At 56.5% G+C, this 17131-nt stretch carries 14 protein-coding genes; 1 reads left to right on the top strand and 13 read right to left on the bottom strand.

Annotated features, from left to right (window positions below):
- Positions 1-29 precede the first annotated feature (29 nt).
- From P0R31_RS12150 to P0R31_RS12140, 3 genes are all read right to left on the bottom strand, one after another.
- Positions 30-1013 (bottom strand): glycosyltransferase family 2 protein, encoded by a 984-nt coding sequence (locus P0R31_RS12150; protein ID WP_275514260.1) that lies wholly within the window; start codon positions 1011-1013, stop codon positions 30-32.
- 72 nt (positions 1014-1085) lie between these two features.
- A complete protein-coding gene (locus P0R31_RS12145) occupies positions 1086-2360 on the bottom strand; it encodes an O-antigen ligase family protein (protein WP_275514259.1) in 1275 nt (424 codons plus the stop codon).
- 225 nt (positions 2361-2585) lie between these two features.
- Positions 2586-3599, bottom strand: a complete 1014-nt coding sequence (locus P0R31_RS12140; protein WP_275514258.1) for a glycosyltransferase family 2 protein — start codon at positions 3597-3599, stop codon at positions 2586-2588.
- A gap of 791 nt (positions 3600-4390) precedes the next feature.
- Here P0R31_RS12140 and P0R31_RS12135 point away from each other — a divergent pair.
- Positions 4391-5305 (top strand): class I SAM-dependent methyltransferase, encoded by a 915-nt coding sequence (locus P0R31_RS12135; RefSeq protein WP_343299312.1) that lies wholly within the window; start codon positions 4391-4393, stop codon positions 5303-5305.
- A 162-nt stretch (positions 5306-5467) separates the two neighbouring features.
- Here P0R31_RS12135 and P0R31_RS12130 read toward each other — a convergent pair whose 3' ends face one another.
- From P0R31_RS12130 to P0R31_RS12085, 10 genes are all read right to left on the bottom strand, one after another.
- Positions 5468-6763: a glycosyltransferase gene (locus P0R31_RS12130; protein ID WP_275514257.1), complete on the bottom strand. Its 1296-nt coding sequence runs from the start codon at positions 6761-6763 to the stop codon at positions 5468-5470.
- A 48-nt stretch (positions 6764-6811) separates the two neighbouring features.
- On the bottom strand, positions 6812-7969 hold the full coding sequence (locus P0R31_RS12125; protein WP_275514256.1) for a glycosyltransferase family 2 protein: 1158 nt from the start codon (positions 7967-7969) through the stop codon (positions 6812-6814).
- Positions 7970-8080: 111 nt separating this feature from the next.
- Positions 8081-9232 carry a DegT/DnrJ/EryC1/StrS family aminotransferase gene (locus P0R31_RS12120; RefSeq protein WP_275514255.1) on the bottom strand — a complete coding sequence of 384 codons (1152 nt, stop codon included), beginning with the start codon at positions 9230-9232 and terminating at the stop codon, positions 8081-8083.
- 504 nt (positions 9233-9736) lie between these two features.
- The gene (locus P0R31_RS12115) at positions 9737-10252 is read right to left on the bottom strand and encodes a UDP-N-acetylglucosamine--LPS N-acetylglucosamine transferase (RefSeq protein WP_275514254.1); all 516 of its coding nucleotides are present in this window, start codon (positions 10250-10252) and stop codon (positions 9737-9739) included.
- 170 nt (positions 10253-10422) lie between these two features.
- The gene (locus P0R31_RS12110; protein WP_275514253.1) at positions 10423-11280 is read right to left on the bottom strand and encodes a glycosyltransferase; all 858 of its coding nucleotides are present in this window, start codon (positions 11278-11280) and stop codon (positions 10423-10425) included.
- 302 nt (positions 11281-11582) lie between these two features.
- On the bottom strand, positions 11583-12575 hold the full coding sequence (locus P0R31_RS12105) for an NAD-dependent epimerase/dehydratase family protein (protein ID WP_271540856.1): 993 nt from the start codon (positions 12573-12575) through the stop codon (positions 11583-11585).
- 5 nt (positions 12576-12580) lie between these two features.
- Positions 12581-13756: a DegT/DnrJ/EryC1/StrS family aminotransferase gene (locus P0R31_RS12100; protein ID WP_275514252.1), complete on the bottom strand. Its 1176-nt coding sequence runs from the start codon at positions 13754-13756 to the stop codon at positions 12581-12583.
- Between the two features lie 91 nt (positions 13757-13847).
- Positions 13848-14375, bottom strand: coding sequence for an acyltransferase (locus P0R31_RS12095; protein ID WP_275514251.1), 528 nt, complete (start codon positions 14373-14375; stop codon positions 13848-13850).
- Between the two features lie 14 nt (positions 14376-14389).
- Positions 14390-15862, bottom strand: coding sequence for a lipopolysaccharide biosynthesis protein (locus P0R31_RS12090; RefSeq protein ID WP_275514250.1), 1473 nt, complete (start codon positions 15860-15862; stop codon positions 14390-14392).
- A gap of 48 nt (positions 15863-15910) precedes the next feature.
- Positions 15911-16975, bottom strand: a complete 1065-nt coding sequence (locus P0R31_RS12085) for a Gfo/Idh/MocA family protein (RefSeq protein ID WP_430516824.1) — start codon at positions 16973-16975, stop codon at positions 15911-15913.
- Between the last annotated feature and the right edge of the window lie 156 nt (positions 16976-17131).

The raw sequence follows: 17131 nt of genomic DNA, 5'->3' as shown, positions 1-17131 counted from the left end.
CCATCGACCACTTCGCCGGAAAAGATCTCTCATGGAGCGCGCGAGCCATCGCTGGATAGAAGTAGCTTTTTCAAACTCGCACTAAGCGACAGAGGCATAAGAGCCACGCCGGCTCTCATAACGAGAGGTACGTGCCCCGTTTCGGCAAATCCTCGAGCGTAGGTTGAGATCGATTTCATTCGTCTTCCCGAGTGCAGATAGATCCATCCCAGATCCTTGCAATGCCGAGCGATTGCACGATTTGCCGCCTCGAGTGCTTCGCGATCTTGCCGAAGCCCCTTCTTCTCGCTCACTGCCAGCTGCAGCAAGGACGACTTATCCTCCTCCTGGAGCCTCGATAGGGTTGAATCCTCGAGCACCCGCATAACTGCAAGCTTGCGATCGACGTATCCAAATCCATAATGCTTCGAGATTCTCAGGTACAGTTCCCAGTCCTCGCCCGAACACCATGATTCATCATAACCTCTAAACTCATCCAGAACAGTGCGCCGGATCAATACCGCAGTCGGCTTGATAGGCACTTCTTCCAACAAACACAGATACATCTCACGGCTGCTGAACAGAAAAACATCGAAATCAGAACGCGCGCGCGATGCGAGCAGTTTCGGAAATGCGCGCATGCTTGAGACAATTGACGAGATGGATTTGCCGCGATCGACCTCAACGTCACAGAACACCGCGCCAATCTGACGATGACGCCGCAAAACATCGACGAGGCTGCTGAGCATCTCCGGCTTCCACAAGTCATCCGAATCCAGATGAGCAATGATATCGCCGTTGGCGGCCTTTATGCCCGTGTTGCCTGCCGCACTGACCCCGCGATTGCGATCATGCCGAACGTAACGCACTTTCTCGCTTCGAACCTTTTTCACCGCCGCGGCCGTGTCGTCTGTGGATCCATCATCAACGACGATTATTTCGAAGTTTCCATACGTCTGATTCAAGGCACTCTCGATCGCTTCCCCGATGATGTACGCACGATTGTAAGTTCGTATGATAATGGAAACCTTCATGCTTTAGTCCTGCGCAGCGAGAAATCCTGGTCGGCATTCCTGCCCGCCTAATGACCTCGCGGTCGACCGTCTTCAAATGCTTCCGGTAATCGGGTCGCACCTCGTTTGCGCCGCTGGCGCGCCTCTATCGCGCAATATCGCGGTCTCCGCGAGGTTCGCTCGCATTCCGGTAAACACGGCGATGAGGATCCAACAGATGCCCCAAAAGTGCACAATGAACCCTAGAAAAGCGATCGTCGTTATTACAATTCCGAGCGCCACCGATAGCCGCCCCTCTTCGGAAGTAAGATTGGGCGATTTGTCGATCGGGCCAAGCCAGCATGCGCTGGCAATTGTCAAAAGCATCAACGCGCTTCCCGGAATTCCATACGACATTGCGGTGGCAAGCCAAAAGGCATCCACGCTCGAACTCACGAGCGCGCCATGCGACTGCCAATTCCAGTCGCCATTCAAACCAATTCCGAAGATCGGCGAACCGAGGACCACAGGTCCCCCCGTGTCCCAAATCGCTTGACGGGCCCAGGCCGCCTCCGGGCTTACTCCGCTCAGTCGCACAAGGGTTGCGACCGGGCTGCCCGAGAAAGTGAAAACAACAAGGAGTAGAGCGGTCACACACAACCCGACCAACTTCCATCGGGCAGTGAAGCGAGGGCTTGCAGCATAGAAGCTCGCCAGCGCAAATCCGATCAGATAAGCCAGCAATGGACTGCGCGCCTGCGAAAACCACACACCGATGAGGGCGATGCCCGCCACACCCCAGCCGAGTACCTGGTGCCTGAACGTAGTGAAGGCCACGACTCCAAACCAAACGCAAACAGCACCGAACAATATCGAATGCTCGAGCGGCCCCATGGCGCGAGCGACACCGTCCCGGTAGAACGTGTCAGCCCTGATTGCCAATGGTCCATCGTAACTGAGCTTCGTATAGCCAGTAATACCTTTGATGAACTCATAGGTGAACAGTTTATCACTGAGCGGGTCAAGAAGCGCTATGCCGACGATCAGAATCATCAACTTGCAGGAGAACCGTGCTATTCGAACGGAACTATCGACCGGACCGAGGAGAAACCGGAACGTCAAGTATGCGCCCACAAACGTAAGCGCCTCGATTCCGGCCCCTTTAAAGCCCGCCGGACCATCGGTGACGGTGGCAGCCAACATCATCCAAACGCCCGCAAGCGGCGCCAAGATATCCGATGGTACGCAGACGACGGTTCGCGTGCCTAGACGCTGTCCAAGCTGCTGTAGCGCGGCGATGAAGGAACAGAAAATTAGAACTCGAGCAACCGAGAGGCGAAAATCGCCGACGAAGAAGGACAACCCTTCGGGCAAAAAAATCGCGACCAACAAGAGCTTCAGATACAGCTCAGTCCCCCAACGCGCGCCCCCCGCCGCGCGACCAACTGGACTCCCCTGCCGACCGTACAGATACGTAAGCTGAGAACCCGGCTCCAATTCTAGGCTTTTGCGAGTCAACGCGAGTACCTCAAGTATCTGAGACGTTCTGCAAACAGGCAACGCGGTCGAAGCCGAGGCACCGCACAAAGCGACGGTTGCTCGCTACGATGCGCTTCATTTCGTCGTCTCCAGGGGAGTCGCCAGGAAGTCACGACGCAGGCGGCTCGCTACGCTGGGTGAAATCAAGGCGTAAACCAGCGCCTTGTAGTAGTGCGGATCCGCTGGGTGCAAACACACACATTGCCAACCCGTCTTTAATGCCGACAACCGACGGTTTGACCTGCGCCAATCCAGCACGCTCTTGATGAAATGGGCGGCGATGTTGTTGTCTAGTAAACTGTTGTTAGACCGTCTGTAGCCGCACATCGCATCCGCGCACCCCTGCTCAAACCGCAAACCGCGCCGCTCGCATGCTCGCCTGAAGACATCGACTTCAAACTGCTTCCGCCAGGTTGGCGCCCGTCGGCTGAGGGAATTGGGAAGAATGCGGTAGGCATAGAGGCACTCCCCCAATACGATCATCGGATGCACCTCCCCGATTCTCCATATGTAATCGCAGGTCTCGGCAACCATTAACGACGGCTCGAACCGGATATCGCCAACCAACGACATTCGAAACATTCCCGTGGGATCGAGAGCCGGCATTTGAAAGGCTCTGATCTCGGACTGGCAGTCGCTCTCGCTCTTCGGCGAAAACACGGGTGCCATGAATCTCTCGTTGATGATGAGCTCGTTACCGCAGAATACGGCAGCCAAATGCGGGCTGTTGAGCAGCGCACGAACCTGCTTTTCGATTCTGGTTGGATAGCTGATGTCATCCGCGTCCTGAATTGCGTAAAACTCGCCGCGAATCCGATCGAGCGCTCGATTGACAGCAACAGGCTTGCCTGAGTTCGCTTGATGGATCACGCGAACACGCTCATCTACCAGCAAATCCTGAACCGAGCTGAAGCAGCCGTCCGAACTGCCATCGTCGATAATGAGAATATCCAGGTTCGTGTATGTCTGATTAATTATGCTCAACAGCGACGGCCGAAAATATTCGCCGGCGTTGTACACGCACATCACGACCGTGACCAAAGGGCCTTCGGCCATTCCTCCAACCTTGGGCGGATGTGCCTTGGACATCACGAAATGCTCCTGGTCAGTCGAGCCTGACATGCCAGCGCCATCTGCACGACCTCCCGGGTTCGCTGCCCCGACTTTTGCAATGCTTCAGCGCGCAAACCAGGAATGCCATTCTCGGGTTCCGCCGGAGGCACAGTCCGCAAGCACATGAAATTCCGCCTACTCACCGCTTTGTCTGCGCTCAAGAATAAACCTCGGCGTCGCCTCAGGAGGCATGGCATACCGCCTGTCAGACCCGGAGCCCCTCGGAAGACCCTCGCTACCCCAACCATAATTAAATCGATTTAAAACTTCAATCGCCATTTGATTAAATCCAGAAAACGCATCCCAGGTTATATTATAACATCGGACTCGAACTGAAGTACCGGCCTTGCATCCCCGACCACGCTCCAAAATTGCGGGGTGCGGCCGGCGAAGCGCACGCCGGCGCAGCCTGATCCCGGCAATACGGACTTCGGTTGAGCTGTAGAGAGAGTTCTCGGGATTAAAACATACGGCCTTCGTATTTAATTTTGACAATTTTCCGTTGGTTTATTATATTCATTGCAAATACAATAAGCTTCTACCCGGGACACCAACGGAGTTCCGCTTGATTGCCCGCGGGCCGCGGCCCGGCGAGAACGACAGGCGGGGCATGCAAAGTGACAGCCCGACCAGAAAGTTGGAGAGAGCGATCAGGCCGAAGGCATCGCAAGCTCGTCAGTCTCGCATCATAGTAAGGACACTGCACCTGTACGGCCTCACCGATCGCCGTGCCGAACTCGATCCGCCGTTGTGGCTAGGTACTCGATATGATCTGTAAAACTTGCTTGTCTGACGGCGAACATCGCCGCCACCTTTTTATTGAGATGATGTTTGGCACAAGAGATCGGTTTGAATACCAGGAATGTAGTGATTGTGGAACGATTCAACGCCTATCGGATGTAGCCGACGAGAGCCGCCTTTACCCCGATGGGTACTACTCGTTTTCCAAACCTTCGCGAAGTTCGCCTATTTCCGCCGTCAGGGACGCGTACGCACTTGGCACCAAAAGCATACTGGGAGCCATGGCGTCCTTTGTGAGGTACGACCCCATCGTAGCGGTCATCGGATGCTTTGGAATTGATCCCAGTTCTCGGGTGCTAGACGTAGGCTGCGGGTCCGGGAAACTTCTCTACAGAATGTCTGCGGCAGGGTTCAAGAACCTTACAGGGGTCGATCCCTTCATTGTCGAACCAACAGCAGGTGCCGTGACAATTCAGAAATCGGACCTTCAGTGTATGTCCGGCGAGTTTGACTTCATCATGTTCAATCATTCACTAGAACACGTGCCTGAGCCGGACCAAAGTCTTAGCAATGCAAGAAGGCTACTTGCGCCCGGCGGCCGCATTCTGGTTCGCATCCCAACCTCATCCTCGCATGCGTGGAAAGAGTACGGCCCGAATTGGGTGCAGCTGGATGCGCCGCGCCACGTTGTGATACCCTCTCGCAAGGGAATGAATGCATTGGCGGAGCGCTGCGGTTTGCGTGTTAGGCAATCAATTGACGATTCGACTGCATTTCAGTTCTGGGGAAGCGAAATGTACAGGAGCTCCAAGCCGCTCGCATCATCCAGACCAAATGACGTGTTCAGCCGGCGGGAAATGAGAGGATTTGCCAAGAGGGCGGCGCAGCTGAATATTGAACAGCAAGGCGACCAGGTCGCTTTCCTGCTGAACGCTGCCTAGGGCTGGATCACCGTAAGTCCAAGCCGAGGCTCAGGCTTGAAGTGCAAGGGCGTGAGAGCGATTGCCTGAGAGATCGGCCAGCCTGCGACATGCGGCGCGGACTGTAGGGCCCTATTGCTCCGCACCAGGGCAATGGTGCTGTGGGCCGATGAGAACTCGTAGCTAGTTGAAAGCTTCACCGGAAGGTTGTCCTGCGGGGGCGTGAGACCTCGGTGAGGAATTCTTGGGCTTCCTTGCATCGATATATGCAACCACTTTGCTCATTGAAGCAGAAAGAGCGCTGTTCGAATATTCTTCTCGAACCATGCTTTCGGCGCTTGCCACAAGCGCGTCATAGACCGCTTCGTTGCTCAAGGTTCTATACGCCTCGCAAAAGCTACGATCATCACTGAACTCCAGAAAATGGACGCCAGAGACTACATCCAACCCTTCTACACCTTTTCTTGTAGAGATAACCGGCCTCTCCAAGAGTGCTGCCTCCAAAACCTTTAACCGCGTCCCACTACCCTCAAGCAGTGGCACAACAACCGCTCTACAATCCTTGTAATATTCTATCACATCAGGGACATCGGGATGCAACTCGACTCCCTTTGAGCGAGCGCAAGCTTCGATCACCTCTGGCAATGGATCCCGTCCAACAACCAAAAGAACGGCATCGGGGTACACGTTCCTGTAGAGCGGATACACGTTCTCCAAAAACCAAAGCAAGCCGCTGACATTAGGCTGATAGTGAAGCGCACCAATGAACAATAGAACGTGTCGCCTGGCGAAGCCGCTTCCCATGGGGAGTTTTCCTGAACGTCGCATCCCCAACGTGTTTGGCACAACGAAGATACTTTCAGAGGCCTTTTCACCCCACAGATCTGATTTATCCTTCTCGGAACATACCAAGCAGGCGCCGAAGCCGGTCACACAACGCGTCTGATAGTAGGTCAGAAGCACCTTGTTTATGGCGCGGAAAAGTTTCCTTAAGGCATTATTCGTCGGAGTAAAAAGCGTATCATAGAGCGAAAGGGTCAAGACGTCATCAATATCGACGATGACCTTCATTTTTGCCGTCTGTGATAACCCAAGAAGCCCGGCGGTATTCCGAAGGTATCGCACCAGCACAAAATCGTAGCCGCCGAACTCTATTAGAGCGAACAACTTCTCCATCGAGTCTTTGCTGTATTCTCTAACGGGATATGGAAAACCACGAACCGAAATTCCGAACCGTCCTCGCAAGGTTCTGGGGTACTCCAGCTTCTGTAAGCAATATTTTCCAGAGAATACGTCATCCTTTTCGAGATGTTCCCCCGCTCCTGCCACCTGTCCCGGACCGGAGCGCAGTTCCGAGAGATACGCAATATCGACGGGCCCAAGGCTGGCAAAGTACCTTGCGAGATTCATGGTTCTGATATCAGCGCCAAACTTCTCCGGCAGAGGAAACCTGTCGCTGATCACTAGGGTCTTCTTCATCGAACACACAGCAAAAGAGTCGGTTAAACTCGGAGACTGATCCGTCGATCAGCCTCGCACCAAATGCTCTCGAGCGGTTCGCAGCAACTCGCGAACCTGCCGGCCTGGACCACCGAATGAAAGAACAATCAATTTCAAGAACACCGGCAGCATGAAAGGCTTCAGCTTCAATGCCTTCAAGTAATATGATCTCGCTGATACAGAATCGCCCTCTGAATAATAGAGATCAGCAAGCGCCACCATGATGCGTGAACGGATCCACGCCTTCTCTTGCTCGGTATAAGGGCTGCGATCGAGTGTCGCTTCCACCTGCTGAAGATCTATAGTGGACCAGGATGTCTGCCCCATCCACGAATAGGGTTTTGAGGCACAATGTTTGGCATAGAAGTTGGCGAGCGCACTCAAGCAATCCTTGTAGACTGTTAGGGCGCCTTTCTCCTTGGCTGCCTGCGATATCATCGTGATCACGGCCAACTCGGAGTGCCAGCAGATATCGATCTTCTCTTGAGTGATGGCGTTTGTCATACTGAGTTCATGTTCACGGTAACACACCATCGGCTCTGCAAAGTATGCGACGTGATAGTTCAAGGAGATTAATAGCCACATGTACCAATCGCCGCCCCATATGAAATCGACCGGAACTCCGGCCCATACCACGTCGACCGGGTAAAGACTCAGTTTCTCGTAACAGTCACGTCGAACAAGCACCGACGCAGCCAGAATCGCATTTCCTTTTACTTTAAATGAGTGCTTGATGATCTCCTCTCCCCTGACGATCCGATCTACGTCGCCATAGGTCGAATAATCTATCACTGCACCTTCTTTTCCACCTCTCAGGCTAACCCCGGGGCAGAAGGCAAGGCCGACTTCCGGATGATTTTCCAGGGTTTCGACGTATCTTCGCAGTATGTACGGTCGGCGCAAGCGATCATCAGCCGATATAAGCCAAACGTACTTCCCTCGACTTAAAAGTATCCCCTTGTTGTAATTCCGGATCGCTCCAAGATTTTCCTCGTTCCTGACATAGGTAACTCGGCCATCTGTGAATGTTCTGGCAACTTCTTCCGTGTTGTCCGGAGAGCAATCATCCATGATGAGGATTTCGAAATCCTCAAAGGTCTGCGAGAGAATGCTGTCGACACATTCTGGCAAGAAAGTAGCCAGTCGGTAGCAAGGGACGACAAAGCTAACAAGCGGCTTTTGCATTTGGAATAACTCGCCTATTGTGGATCCGCACTTGGGGAGCCTAAGCCGCAACTTGCTCGATCACGCGCCATGAAGAGCGCACAGTGCGTCTTGGGCCTTGAGGAACGCGGACTATTGCAATGCAGAGGCTTGGAGCTCCCTTCGCAACGCACAGGCGACCCGCTCCTGATCTTCCTCGTTCATCTGCGCGTAGATTGGCAGCAGCATCGAATTGTCCTGCGCGAACTCGGACCGCCGCAGATCGTGGCGCTGCTTGTCCTTGGCGTATGGCGCTTCCCGGTGCGAACACATAATGCCGCGTCGAGTCGCGATACCCTGATCGAGCAGGCTTTGCATGACTTTGAGCTGGTCGACGCGGTCCGGCAACCCAATACAATAGCTTTGCCAGTTGGACCGCGCCCAATCGGGCTCGATCGGCAGTTTCAAGCCTTCGAAGTTGCCGAGCATTTCTCGATAGCGGGCCGCGATCGCGCGACGTCGAGACACCAGCGTAGGCAGCCGCTGGAGCTGCTCGCGTCCAACCGCGGCCTGTATATCGGTCATGCGGTAGTTGTAGCCGACTACCAGATAGTCCTCGAAGATCACCTGCTGTGAGCCGTGCCGCACGATGTCCGGAACGCTCATGCCATGCTGGCGCAATAGCCTGAACTTATGGTCGAGCTTTGCATCGGAGGTGGTGAGCATCCCACCCTCGCCGGTCGTGATGACCTTGCGGGGATGAAAGGAGAAGCAGGCGATCCGCCCATGCGGCTTGCCCACGCGCTCCCAGCCGCCATCCACTCGGATCTGGCTGCCGGCGGCGCAGGCCGCATCCTCGATCAAGATGATGCCGTGGCGATCGGCCAGCGTGGCGAGGGCCGTCAGATCGCAGGGCATGCCCATCTGGTGGACGGCGATCACCGCGCGGGTACGCTGAGTGATCGCTTCGGCAACCCGGTTAGGGTCAATATTATAAGTGCCGGGATCGATGTCGACAAAGACCGGCGTCGCGCCGCAATACCGGATGCAATTGGCCGTGGCAATAAACGAGTGGCTGGCCGTGATGACCTCGTCGCCAGGCCCAATCTCCAGGGCGACGAGCGCCAAATGCAGAGCGGTCGTGCAGTTGGAAACGGCGCAAGCATAGGGTGCACCGACCAGGGCCGCAAAGTCGCGCTCGAAGGCTGCCACCTGTGGGCCCTGCGAGACCCAGCCGGAGAGTACAGCCGCACGAGCTGCATCGGCCTCCTCCTCGGCAAGCAACGGTAATGCGATCGGAATCACGTGATTATCGCCCTCTTGCTGGCGAGCCACCCATACCAGCCCCCGCCCGAACTTGGCGCTATATCGTTCGCAGAACTGGCCCGACGATCTTGGGCTTCAGAACTGACGAGGGCATCAAGGACTATTCCTATTATGGACCGCAATGCGGTGCCGCGATTTATTTGGCATAAATTATTCTATTAAGTCAATTAATATAGGGACAATAAATCAATTAATATAGATGCTCGCGACTCTCGAGGGCAGCTTCAGCGCCAACCTCCCTTCCGTGCAGCCGATGCGCACGACCCTACGGTCGCATAACGGAACGTCACGCGTCACCACCGCGTCAGCAAGAGATGGTAGCTCCGGGACAACCGCGACCCGGTCCCCTCGAGGAGGCATGACTATCATCCACTTTCAAGCTTGGGGTCATCATGCAAGCAAATGCGTCACGAGAAATAACGATCCGCGCGAAGACATGGAGCTGCTGGTCAAACTGTGACGGCACTCCGACGGCCGGGAAACTCATAGCACCGCGCCTGTGTAATGAGGCCCCTCGGGTCGCGCCAGATGGGGCCACTGCGTCAGCCAGAGGTCGGCGCAATGACCGATACGGTCTCCCGACATCGAAAGCTGCTCGATGTTGGCGATGCTGTCGAGCCAGATCGTGCGCGCACCCATCATTTGTCCAAACCGTAGTGCCAAATATCCCGGAGCGGCCCCCGTCGACACGACGATGTCCGGCCTTTCATTCCAAACGATCCAGGCCATTCTGCGCGCCGCCTTCAACAGCGCGATTTTGGTCCACCGGTTAGCGTCATTGACAAGGTAGAATTTGTGGTCGGGCACCTGCGCGTGATAGGAGTCGTGGACGGTGACGAACGTGACTTCGCAATGCTCGAAGGCGGGTTTGATCCGCAACAGTTGCACCCAATGGCCCCCACCCGAAGAGACCGCCAGCAGTTTCGGCCGAGTGCCGGGTGACCGCTGCGTGTCGTTCTTGAGCAACGTCTTGCGGTGAAAGACCGGGCTGAGAAGCATGGGCTGGCCTCCCTAGAACGCTGCAGGCTCGCAAGCTCCCATGAACGGATCGGGCCTCGACGCCTGCATTTAATATTTTAATTTAAATTATCAAGCCGCCATTTAAAATCAAGTGATTTATAAGCACGACACTTCCGATTTCCTGCAATGAGACAAGCCGAATTGCAATCTTATTTGATTGAATCTGACAGCATCGCACGGGACGTTTCGTCGCGCTGCCAAGGATGAGCTCCACGTCGGGAACCCAGGGTAGCCTTACAGCGAGCAGCAATGTTGGCCCCACAATAAATCAATAGTCCGGCCCATAAGCGAGGTTCCTTGAACAGCGCAATGAGGGCCCGGCCATTCGCCGGTCCTTTGTTGACGCGCAATTCAGGAAAGCGCCTGGCGACCTCGACTGTCCCCCTGTAGGCACGAGTTCTGACCGCGATAAGCTGCAGCAGAGTGCGTGGGGCGAATACCGTGGACCTAACGCGGGGCAGTGTCTCCCGCTCTCCTGGTCTGAACTGAAGTCGAACAAAGGTGTCATCAGCGGTGATGTCTGGAAACTGGCCGAACCGCCTGCGTCCCGCCTCGGATAAGGCATAGACGCCAGAACCGCCGATTCCCTCACGCGAAGATGGCAGCCGTGACCGGATTCCAAAGTACTTGCGGACGAGCCAGGAACAACCTGCCAGATTGATGTCGGCTGTAGGCGCGACCGCCAAAACGTCACCTTGATCGAGGCGCCTTGCCAAAGCCAGAATGGCATCAACGGTAATCAGAATATCGGCATCAACATAAATCCTCGGAAAAGCGTCCGCGATTTGATCGCCAAGGTTCAGAGCGTGGGTCTTCCTTGCGATGTTCGATTCCACAACGTTGACGGCTGGGCCGAAACGCCGGGCGACGTTCGCAGTGTCGTCTGAGCACCCGTTGCAGACGACGACCACACGGATCTGGTCCGAAGCTGGGTTGCCGACCCATTGCCTCAACGTCCGTGCGATCACAGAACTCTCGTTGTGGGCTGGGACGACGATCGAAATCATGAATGGTCCGGTCGGAATCGGTCAGATTTGCGTACTCTCTGGTGCTGCACAGGTTCGGTCAGCCTCATCGCGGTGGTTCAGCCTCACAGGCGATGGCTTTGCGCGGGCGCCGCGCAGGCATCGACCGACTTACAGGTGCAAACCCGTGCTCAACCCCATCTGCGGACCCTACGGAACCTAGTCGGATGGCACGGCCGCGCGTTCCGCCTCGGCCTCGACCCCTCCGACGCCCAAGCAGGGAGGGGGGCCGGGGCGCGCCGCTTCGGTCTCTTGATCTGCAAGGAGCGACATTGCGATCGGAATCACGATGCCGCCGCCTGCCGCTGATGATCCGAAGCGAGCTCGCGCTCGGATCGCCACCATTTCACGAGATCTGCGAGCCCCTGCTCCAGCGAAACCGTGGTGCGGAAGCCCAGCAAACGCTCTGCCTTACCCGTCGAGGCCAGCCGTCGCGGTACCGGATTGACCGAGCGCTCCGGCGCGAATTCGGGCGTGAGGCCGCGGTGCCCCATCACCGACGCAAGCACCTTAGCCAGCTCGGTCAGGCTTGTTTCAGTGCCGCTCCCGACGTTAAAGACCTCATCGGTAATCTTTGCCCTGGCGGCAAGGATGTTGGCACGCGCGACGTCACGGACGTGGACGAAATCCATGGTCTGACGGCCGTCGCCAAAGATAACCGGAGGCAATCCGGCTTCCAGCCGCTCCATCCAGCGGATCAAGACCTCGGTGTACCGTCCGTGGATGTCCATCCGGCTGCCATAGACGTTGAAATACCGGAATGCCACATAGTCGAGGCCGCATGCATCGTTGAAAGCCCGCAGTAGCCCTTCGTTAAACGCCTTGGCGGCCCCATAGAGGGTTCGGTTATTGTAGGCATTCTGCCGCTCTGTCGTCGGAAACTCCTCGGCCATGCCATATACCGATGCCGAAGACGCCGCGATGATCTTCTCAATATCGTGCTTGATGCACAGCTCCAGCAGGTCGTAGGTGGCATCCACCATGACCTCCTTGGCCAGGCGCGGTTCGGCCGCACAATGAGTGATGCGGAGCGCGGCCTGATGAAAGACGATGTCGGCAGCCTTGACCAACGCCTCCATCAGCTTGCGATCGCGAATGTCGCCGTGAACCAGCCTTACGGGCCCACGCCCGAGCGCCCGCCGGAGATTTTCCGGCCGGCCTCTGATCATGTTGTCGAGGGCAACAATCTCGATGCAACCCTCGTCGCAGAGCAGATCAACGATGTGGGAGCCGATAAATCCCGCCCCGCCGGTGACCAGAACGCGTTTACCCTTGATGTCGATCAAGACGCTCTCCTGTTGTGGGACCATGTCATGAAGCTTTGTGAATGCTCCGACCGGGTGCTGATGGCCGCGCTAGGCTGCAGCGCCGCACCCCTCAATATTCCGACAACCTCGGCCGTCCGTTCCGGCGGCAACTCGGGATAGATGGGAAGAGAGAGGAAGTCGTTCGCGAGCATCTCAGTGACGGGGAGATCACCGGCCCGATAGCCGAGTTCTGCATATGCCCTCTGCAGGTGAACTGGGACGGGATAGTGAATCCCGGCGCCAATCCCGGCATCACGCAATCGCTTCAGCGCGTCGTCGCGGCGCTCCGATCTGACCGCATAGACGTGATACACGTGACGGGCGTACTGGGGCGGCTGGGGACGCGCGAATGGAAGACCAGAAAGCAGTGCATTGTATCGCTCAGCCAGCGACCGACGTGCATCCGTCCAATGCTCAATATAGTCCAGCTTGACATTCAGTACCGCACTCTGGATTTCGTCCATGCGATAGTTGTATCCTGCAATGACGTGGTCGTACTTCGCCTCCTGCCCCCAATCCCGCAACAGGGACACCCGGCGTGCGAATTCGGGCCGGTCGGTGACGACCGCCCCACCCTCGCCAAACGCTCCTAGGTTCTTGCCCGGATAAAAGCTGAAACATCCCAGATCGCCGATCGAGCCTGCGCGACGTCCGCGATATTCCGCGCCGTGCGCCTGCGCGGCGTCCTCAATGACGACCAGCCCGTGACGACGCGCTATGGCCATTATCGGATCCATGTCGGCCATCAGTCCGTGTAGGTGAACTGGCAGAATTGCCTTGGTTCGCGGCGTGATCGCAGCTTCGATCAAGCCGGGATCCATCGTCCATGTTACCGGGTCAACGTCGACAAATACCGGCCTGGCGCCGCTGTAGAGAATAGCTGCGGTTGTTGCGACGAACGTCATGGAGACCGTGATGACTTCGTCACCGGATCCGACGCCGGCCGCCAGCAGAGCAAGGTGAAGCGCCGAGGTGCCACTGTTCACCGCGCGACAAGCGGTGGTCCTGCAATAGTCTGCAAAACGCTCCTCGAAGGCTGTGACTTCGGGTCCGAGCACAAAGTGCCCGCTACTGACGACCCTCGCCACTGCGGCGTCGATTTCCGGCTTGATCTGGCTGTACTGCGCTTTCAGGTCCAGGAAGGGTATCAAGATTCAAAGCCTTGATTTGACCGACATTATATTAGGGATTTAAATCCATCTATTAAATTTATTCAAGCGTTAAATTCAAGCAGAATATATATTACCGGTGATAGTCTTTCTGAAGGGGCTCTGCTGAGCTACGACCGCTTGGCACCCCGTCTTCAGCGGCGGACAGAATCCGAGCGGGCACGCCGGCCACGACTGCGCCGGGGGGGATGTCCTTTGTCACCACCGCTCCCGCACCAACGGAGGCCCCCTCTCCGATCGTCACGCCGCATAGAATGGTCGCGTTCGAGCCGATGGAAGCTCTCCTGCCGACGTGAGTGCGCTGAAGTGTCCAGTCCGAAGCCAGCTGAGGACGACCATTTGCGGTTGTCGCCTTCGGATATTTGTCGTTCGTGAACATCACGCCGTGACCCACGAAAACTTCGTCTTCGATCGTGACGCCCTCGCAGACGAAGGTGTGCGACGAAATCTTACAACGCGCACCTATCTTTGCCCCCGCCTGAATCTCGACGAAGGTTCCAATTTTGCTCTCGTCGCCAACGGTGCAACCATACAGGTTGACCAACTCGGGATGAAATATCCTGACGTCACGGCCGAGCTTTACATCCTTCGTTATGGGCATGGTTGTTCTCCAGGTTATGCCGGACGTGATCGACGCAGCCTCGGCGCACTCCGGAGGAGCCCGTCTACAACGTGGCGAAGCTGATGCAGCAGCGGATGGCCGGTCATTATCAATCCGCACCACCAGCCGAGGCCGGCAATGGGGAACGAGAGTATCAGGCCGGTCAGGGAAGTAAGCATGCCCACTTCGATCAACGCGCCGCAAGCCAGTACACCGGGGGCCATAGCGAACGTCACCAGCCCGCTCTTCAGAGAGGCGCGGAAAAACTCCCTTGAACTGAAGGCCAGATGACGTTTGAGGAAATATATCACAACGGCTGTCTGGAACGGCAGTGTTGCGAGGGCCGCACTTGCGACAGCCTCTACGCCGAAAAACGATGCGCACAGAACCACCAGAAGCGACGGTGGTAGCGAGATGAGCGAAGACACCAAGGCGTCGCGCACGCTTCCAACCGCGAGGAACACGGGATAGGTAAGGCAAGCCGCGAATAGCGCTAGATTTGCAATGCAGAGAATGCGGACCAAGGGAACTATTTCCAGCCACGTCTGTCCGAGCCAAATCAGAACGATCGGCCGAGCCATAAGTGCGACAAAAATCAAGAAAGGCCACTGCACAGCCGAAAGGAGTTCAACGGCCTCGAGATAGACGGCCTTCAGATCCGCCCCTGCCCTGCGTTGTGCGACAATCGCCGGCATAATGACGGGACTTAGAGCCTGCGCGACGAGCCGGTCGAACATCTGTGTCAGATTGGTAGCCCGGGTGTACAGACCGACAGATCCAAAATCCAGGATCTTGGCGAGCAGCAGCTGCGGCGCCAGATTGTAGATGAGATTGATGACGCTGACCGCGCTGGAGTAAAGACCGAAGTTGACTACCTCGCGATGACCGAGCAGCGATGGACGCAAGGCGCCCCAGTCACGATGATTGGCAAGCAGCATCACGGTGAATACGATGCTCCCCGCCAATCCGCCCCAGATCGGCGCCATGTAGCTGAATCCCGTCATCGCAAGCACGATCGATGCGAGCGCAGTCGCCGCTCCGGTTGCCAGATTGCACACGGCCAGCGTGCCGAATTTCATGTCGCGGCGGAGCAGAGCAGATGTTGTTCCGTGAAACGGGACTAGAACAAAATTCAGCGCTGACACCTGTATGCCCCTTCTGAGACTGTCCTGGGCGAAGAGCTCCGAGAGCGGGCTCGCAAGCACGAACAGCAGAAGCGCAATTGCTACCGATATTCCGAGCGTGATGGTGAACGCGGAGCGAACGTCCTCCGTGGATAATTCACGCTTCTGGATCAGATAATTTCCGCCCCCGAACTCAAAAAAGGATGCGCCAATCACCGTCGTGATGGCAGTGACGACTGCGTAGACCCCGAATTCTGCCGGCGAAAGCAGACGAGCTAGGATAGCGGTGGCAACGAAGACCAGGATAAGGCTGCCATAGCGGTCGGCCGCTGAGAACAGGATGGAACGTTCTACCGAATTCATCGCGAGACCGTCGCGCTGTTCGCGGATACCGTGTCGCCTGCCAATGCTTCAGACCGTCGCCGCCGCACGATCCGGACTCCTGTACTGCTGCCGTTTCAGTAGCACCGGCTTGCCGTGTTCGGCGATCGACCGAGATGCAGCCTCCAGGACCTCGATCACCCGCAGTCCGGACATGCCACTCGAGATCGATGGCGTCCCATTGCGGACACAAGCGATGAAATGCTCGACCTCGACCTGCAGCGCTTCCTTAGGGGCGACGTGGGGCGCCCACATATCGCCAGCCCGATAACCTATCCGGAATTGATGGGCGTGGTCGGAGGGGCCGTCCACGGTGATACCCTTGTCATACACCTTGATCTTTTCCGTCGGTTCAAGATCGTCATAGACGATCATCTTCTTGCTGCCTCCAATGAACGTCTGGCGGACCTTGATTGGCGAGAGCCAGTTGACGCTGATATGGGCAACGCATGCGCTATCGAAGAACAATGTGATATGGGCCATGTTTTCCGGCGAGCCGGCCACATGGCACGATCCCGTCGCCGAAACTGCAACAGGGTTCTCATCCAAGATGTGGTGGATAATCGAAATGTCGTGCACCGCTAAGTCCCAGATCACATTGACGTCGCTCTGGAACAGGCCAAGGCTGGCCCGCGTGCTGTCGTAGTAATAGACTTCACCGAGCTCTTTCTTAAGCAAGAGCTCGCGGATTTTCCGCACGGCTGGCGTATAGACGAAAGTGTGATCCACGCTCAGTATCAGACCGCGCCGAGCCGCCTCATCGATCAGGCGTCGGGCCAGATCTGAATTCTGTGCCAGCGGCTTTTCAACCAAAACGTGCTTTCCTGCCTTGAGCGCGGATAGCGCCAATTCATAATGTGTATGAACCGGCGTCGCGATGGCCACGGCATCGATGGCCGGGTTCTTGAACAGTTCGTCGTAACAGGACGTCGTTATCGCTCCCGGATAAAGACGCTTGCTGGTCGCTAGCTTCTCCGGATCAAGGTCGCTTATGCCAATTAGACGTACCGAAGGATGAGCAGCGAAATTGCGGACCAGGTTCGGTCCCCAATAGCCGTATCCGATAACCCCAATTCCAACTGTATCATTCGACATAACTGCACCAGTCATCAAAACTCGCGTGAGGTTTCAACTTGCTTGGTTAGTTCGATAGCCCTGGCGAAGGCACACCGGTGGCCTACGCGGCCAAATGAACGCGGACAGACGCGCAGTGTGTCCAGGACATTCCAGCTCACGTCGCCCTGGCGACGT

This window comes from Bradyrhizobium yuanmingense (assembly GCF_029167105.1).
Taxonomy (GTDB): domain Bacteria; phylum Pseudomonadota; class Alphaproteobacteria; order Rhizobiales; family Xanthobacteraceae; genus Bradyrhizobium; species Bradyrhizobium yuanmingense_A.
Note: the sequence above shows the minus strand (reverse complement) of the source record. Positions and strands in the feature narration are given on the sequence as shown.

What these genes read in the sequence shown, in the direction of transcription:
- P0R31_RS12150 (WP_275514260.1), bottom strand. Translation starts at nt 1,013, where the DNA reads ATGAAGGTTTCCATTATCATACGAACTTACAATCGTGCGTACATCATC.
- P0R31_RS12140 (WP_275514258.1), bottom strand. Translation starts at nt 3,599, where the DNA reads ATGTCCAAGGCACATCCGCCCAAGGTTGGAGGAATGGCCGAAGGCCCT.
- P0R31_RS12135 (WP_343299312.1), top strand. Translation starts at nt 4,391, where the DNA reads ATGATCTGTAAAACTTGCTTGTCTGACGGCGAACATCGCCGCCACCTT.
- P0R31_RS12130 (WP_275514257.1), bottom strand. Translation starts at nt 6,763, where the DNA reads ATGAAGAAGACCCTAGTGATCAGCGACAGGTTTCCTCTGCCGGAGAAG.
- P0R31_RS12125 (WP_275514256.1), bottom strand. Translation starts at nt 7,969, where the DNA reads ATGCAAAAGCCGCTTGTTAGCTTTGTCGTCCCTTGCTACCGACTGGCT.
- P0R31_RS12115 (WP_275514254.1), bottom strand. Translation starts at nt 10,252, where the DNA reads ATGCTTCTCAGCCCGGTCTTTCACCGCAAGACGTTGCTCAAGAACGAC.
- P0R31_RS12110 (WP_275514253.1), bottom strand. Translation starts at nt 11,280, where the DNA reads ATGATTTCGATCGTCGTCCCAGCCCACAACGAGAGTTCTGTGATCGCA.
- P0R31_RS12095 (WP_275514251.1), bottom strand. Translation starts at nt 14,375, where the DNA reads ATGCCCATAACGAAGGATGTAAAGCTCGGCCGTGACGTCAGGATATTT.
- P0R31_RS12090 (WP_275514250.1), bottom strand. Translation starts at nt 15,862, where the DNA reads ATGAATTCGGTAGAACGTTCCATCCTGTTCTCAGCGGCCGACCGCTAT.
- P0R31_RS12085 (WP_430516824.1), bottom strand. Translation starts at nt 16,975, where the DNA reads ATGTCGAATGATACAGTTGGAATTGGGGTTATCGGATACGGCTATTGG.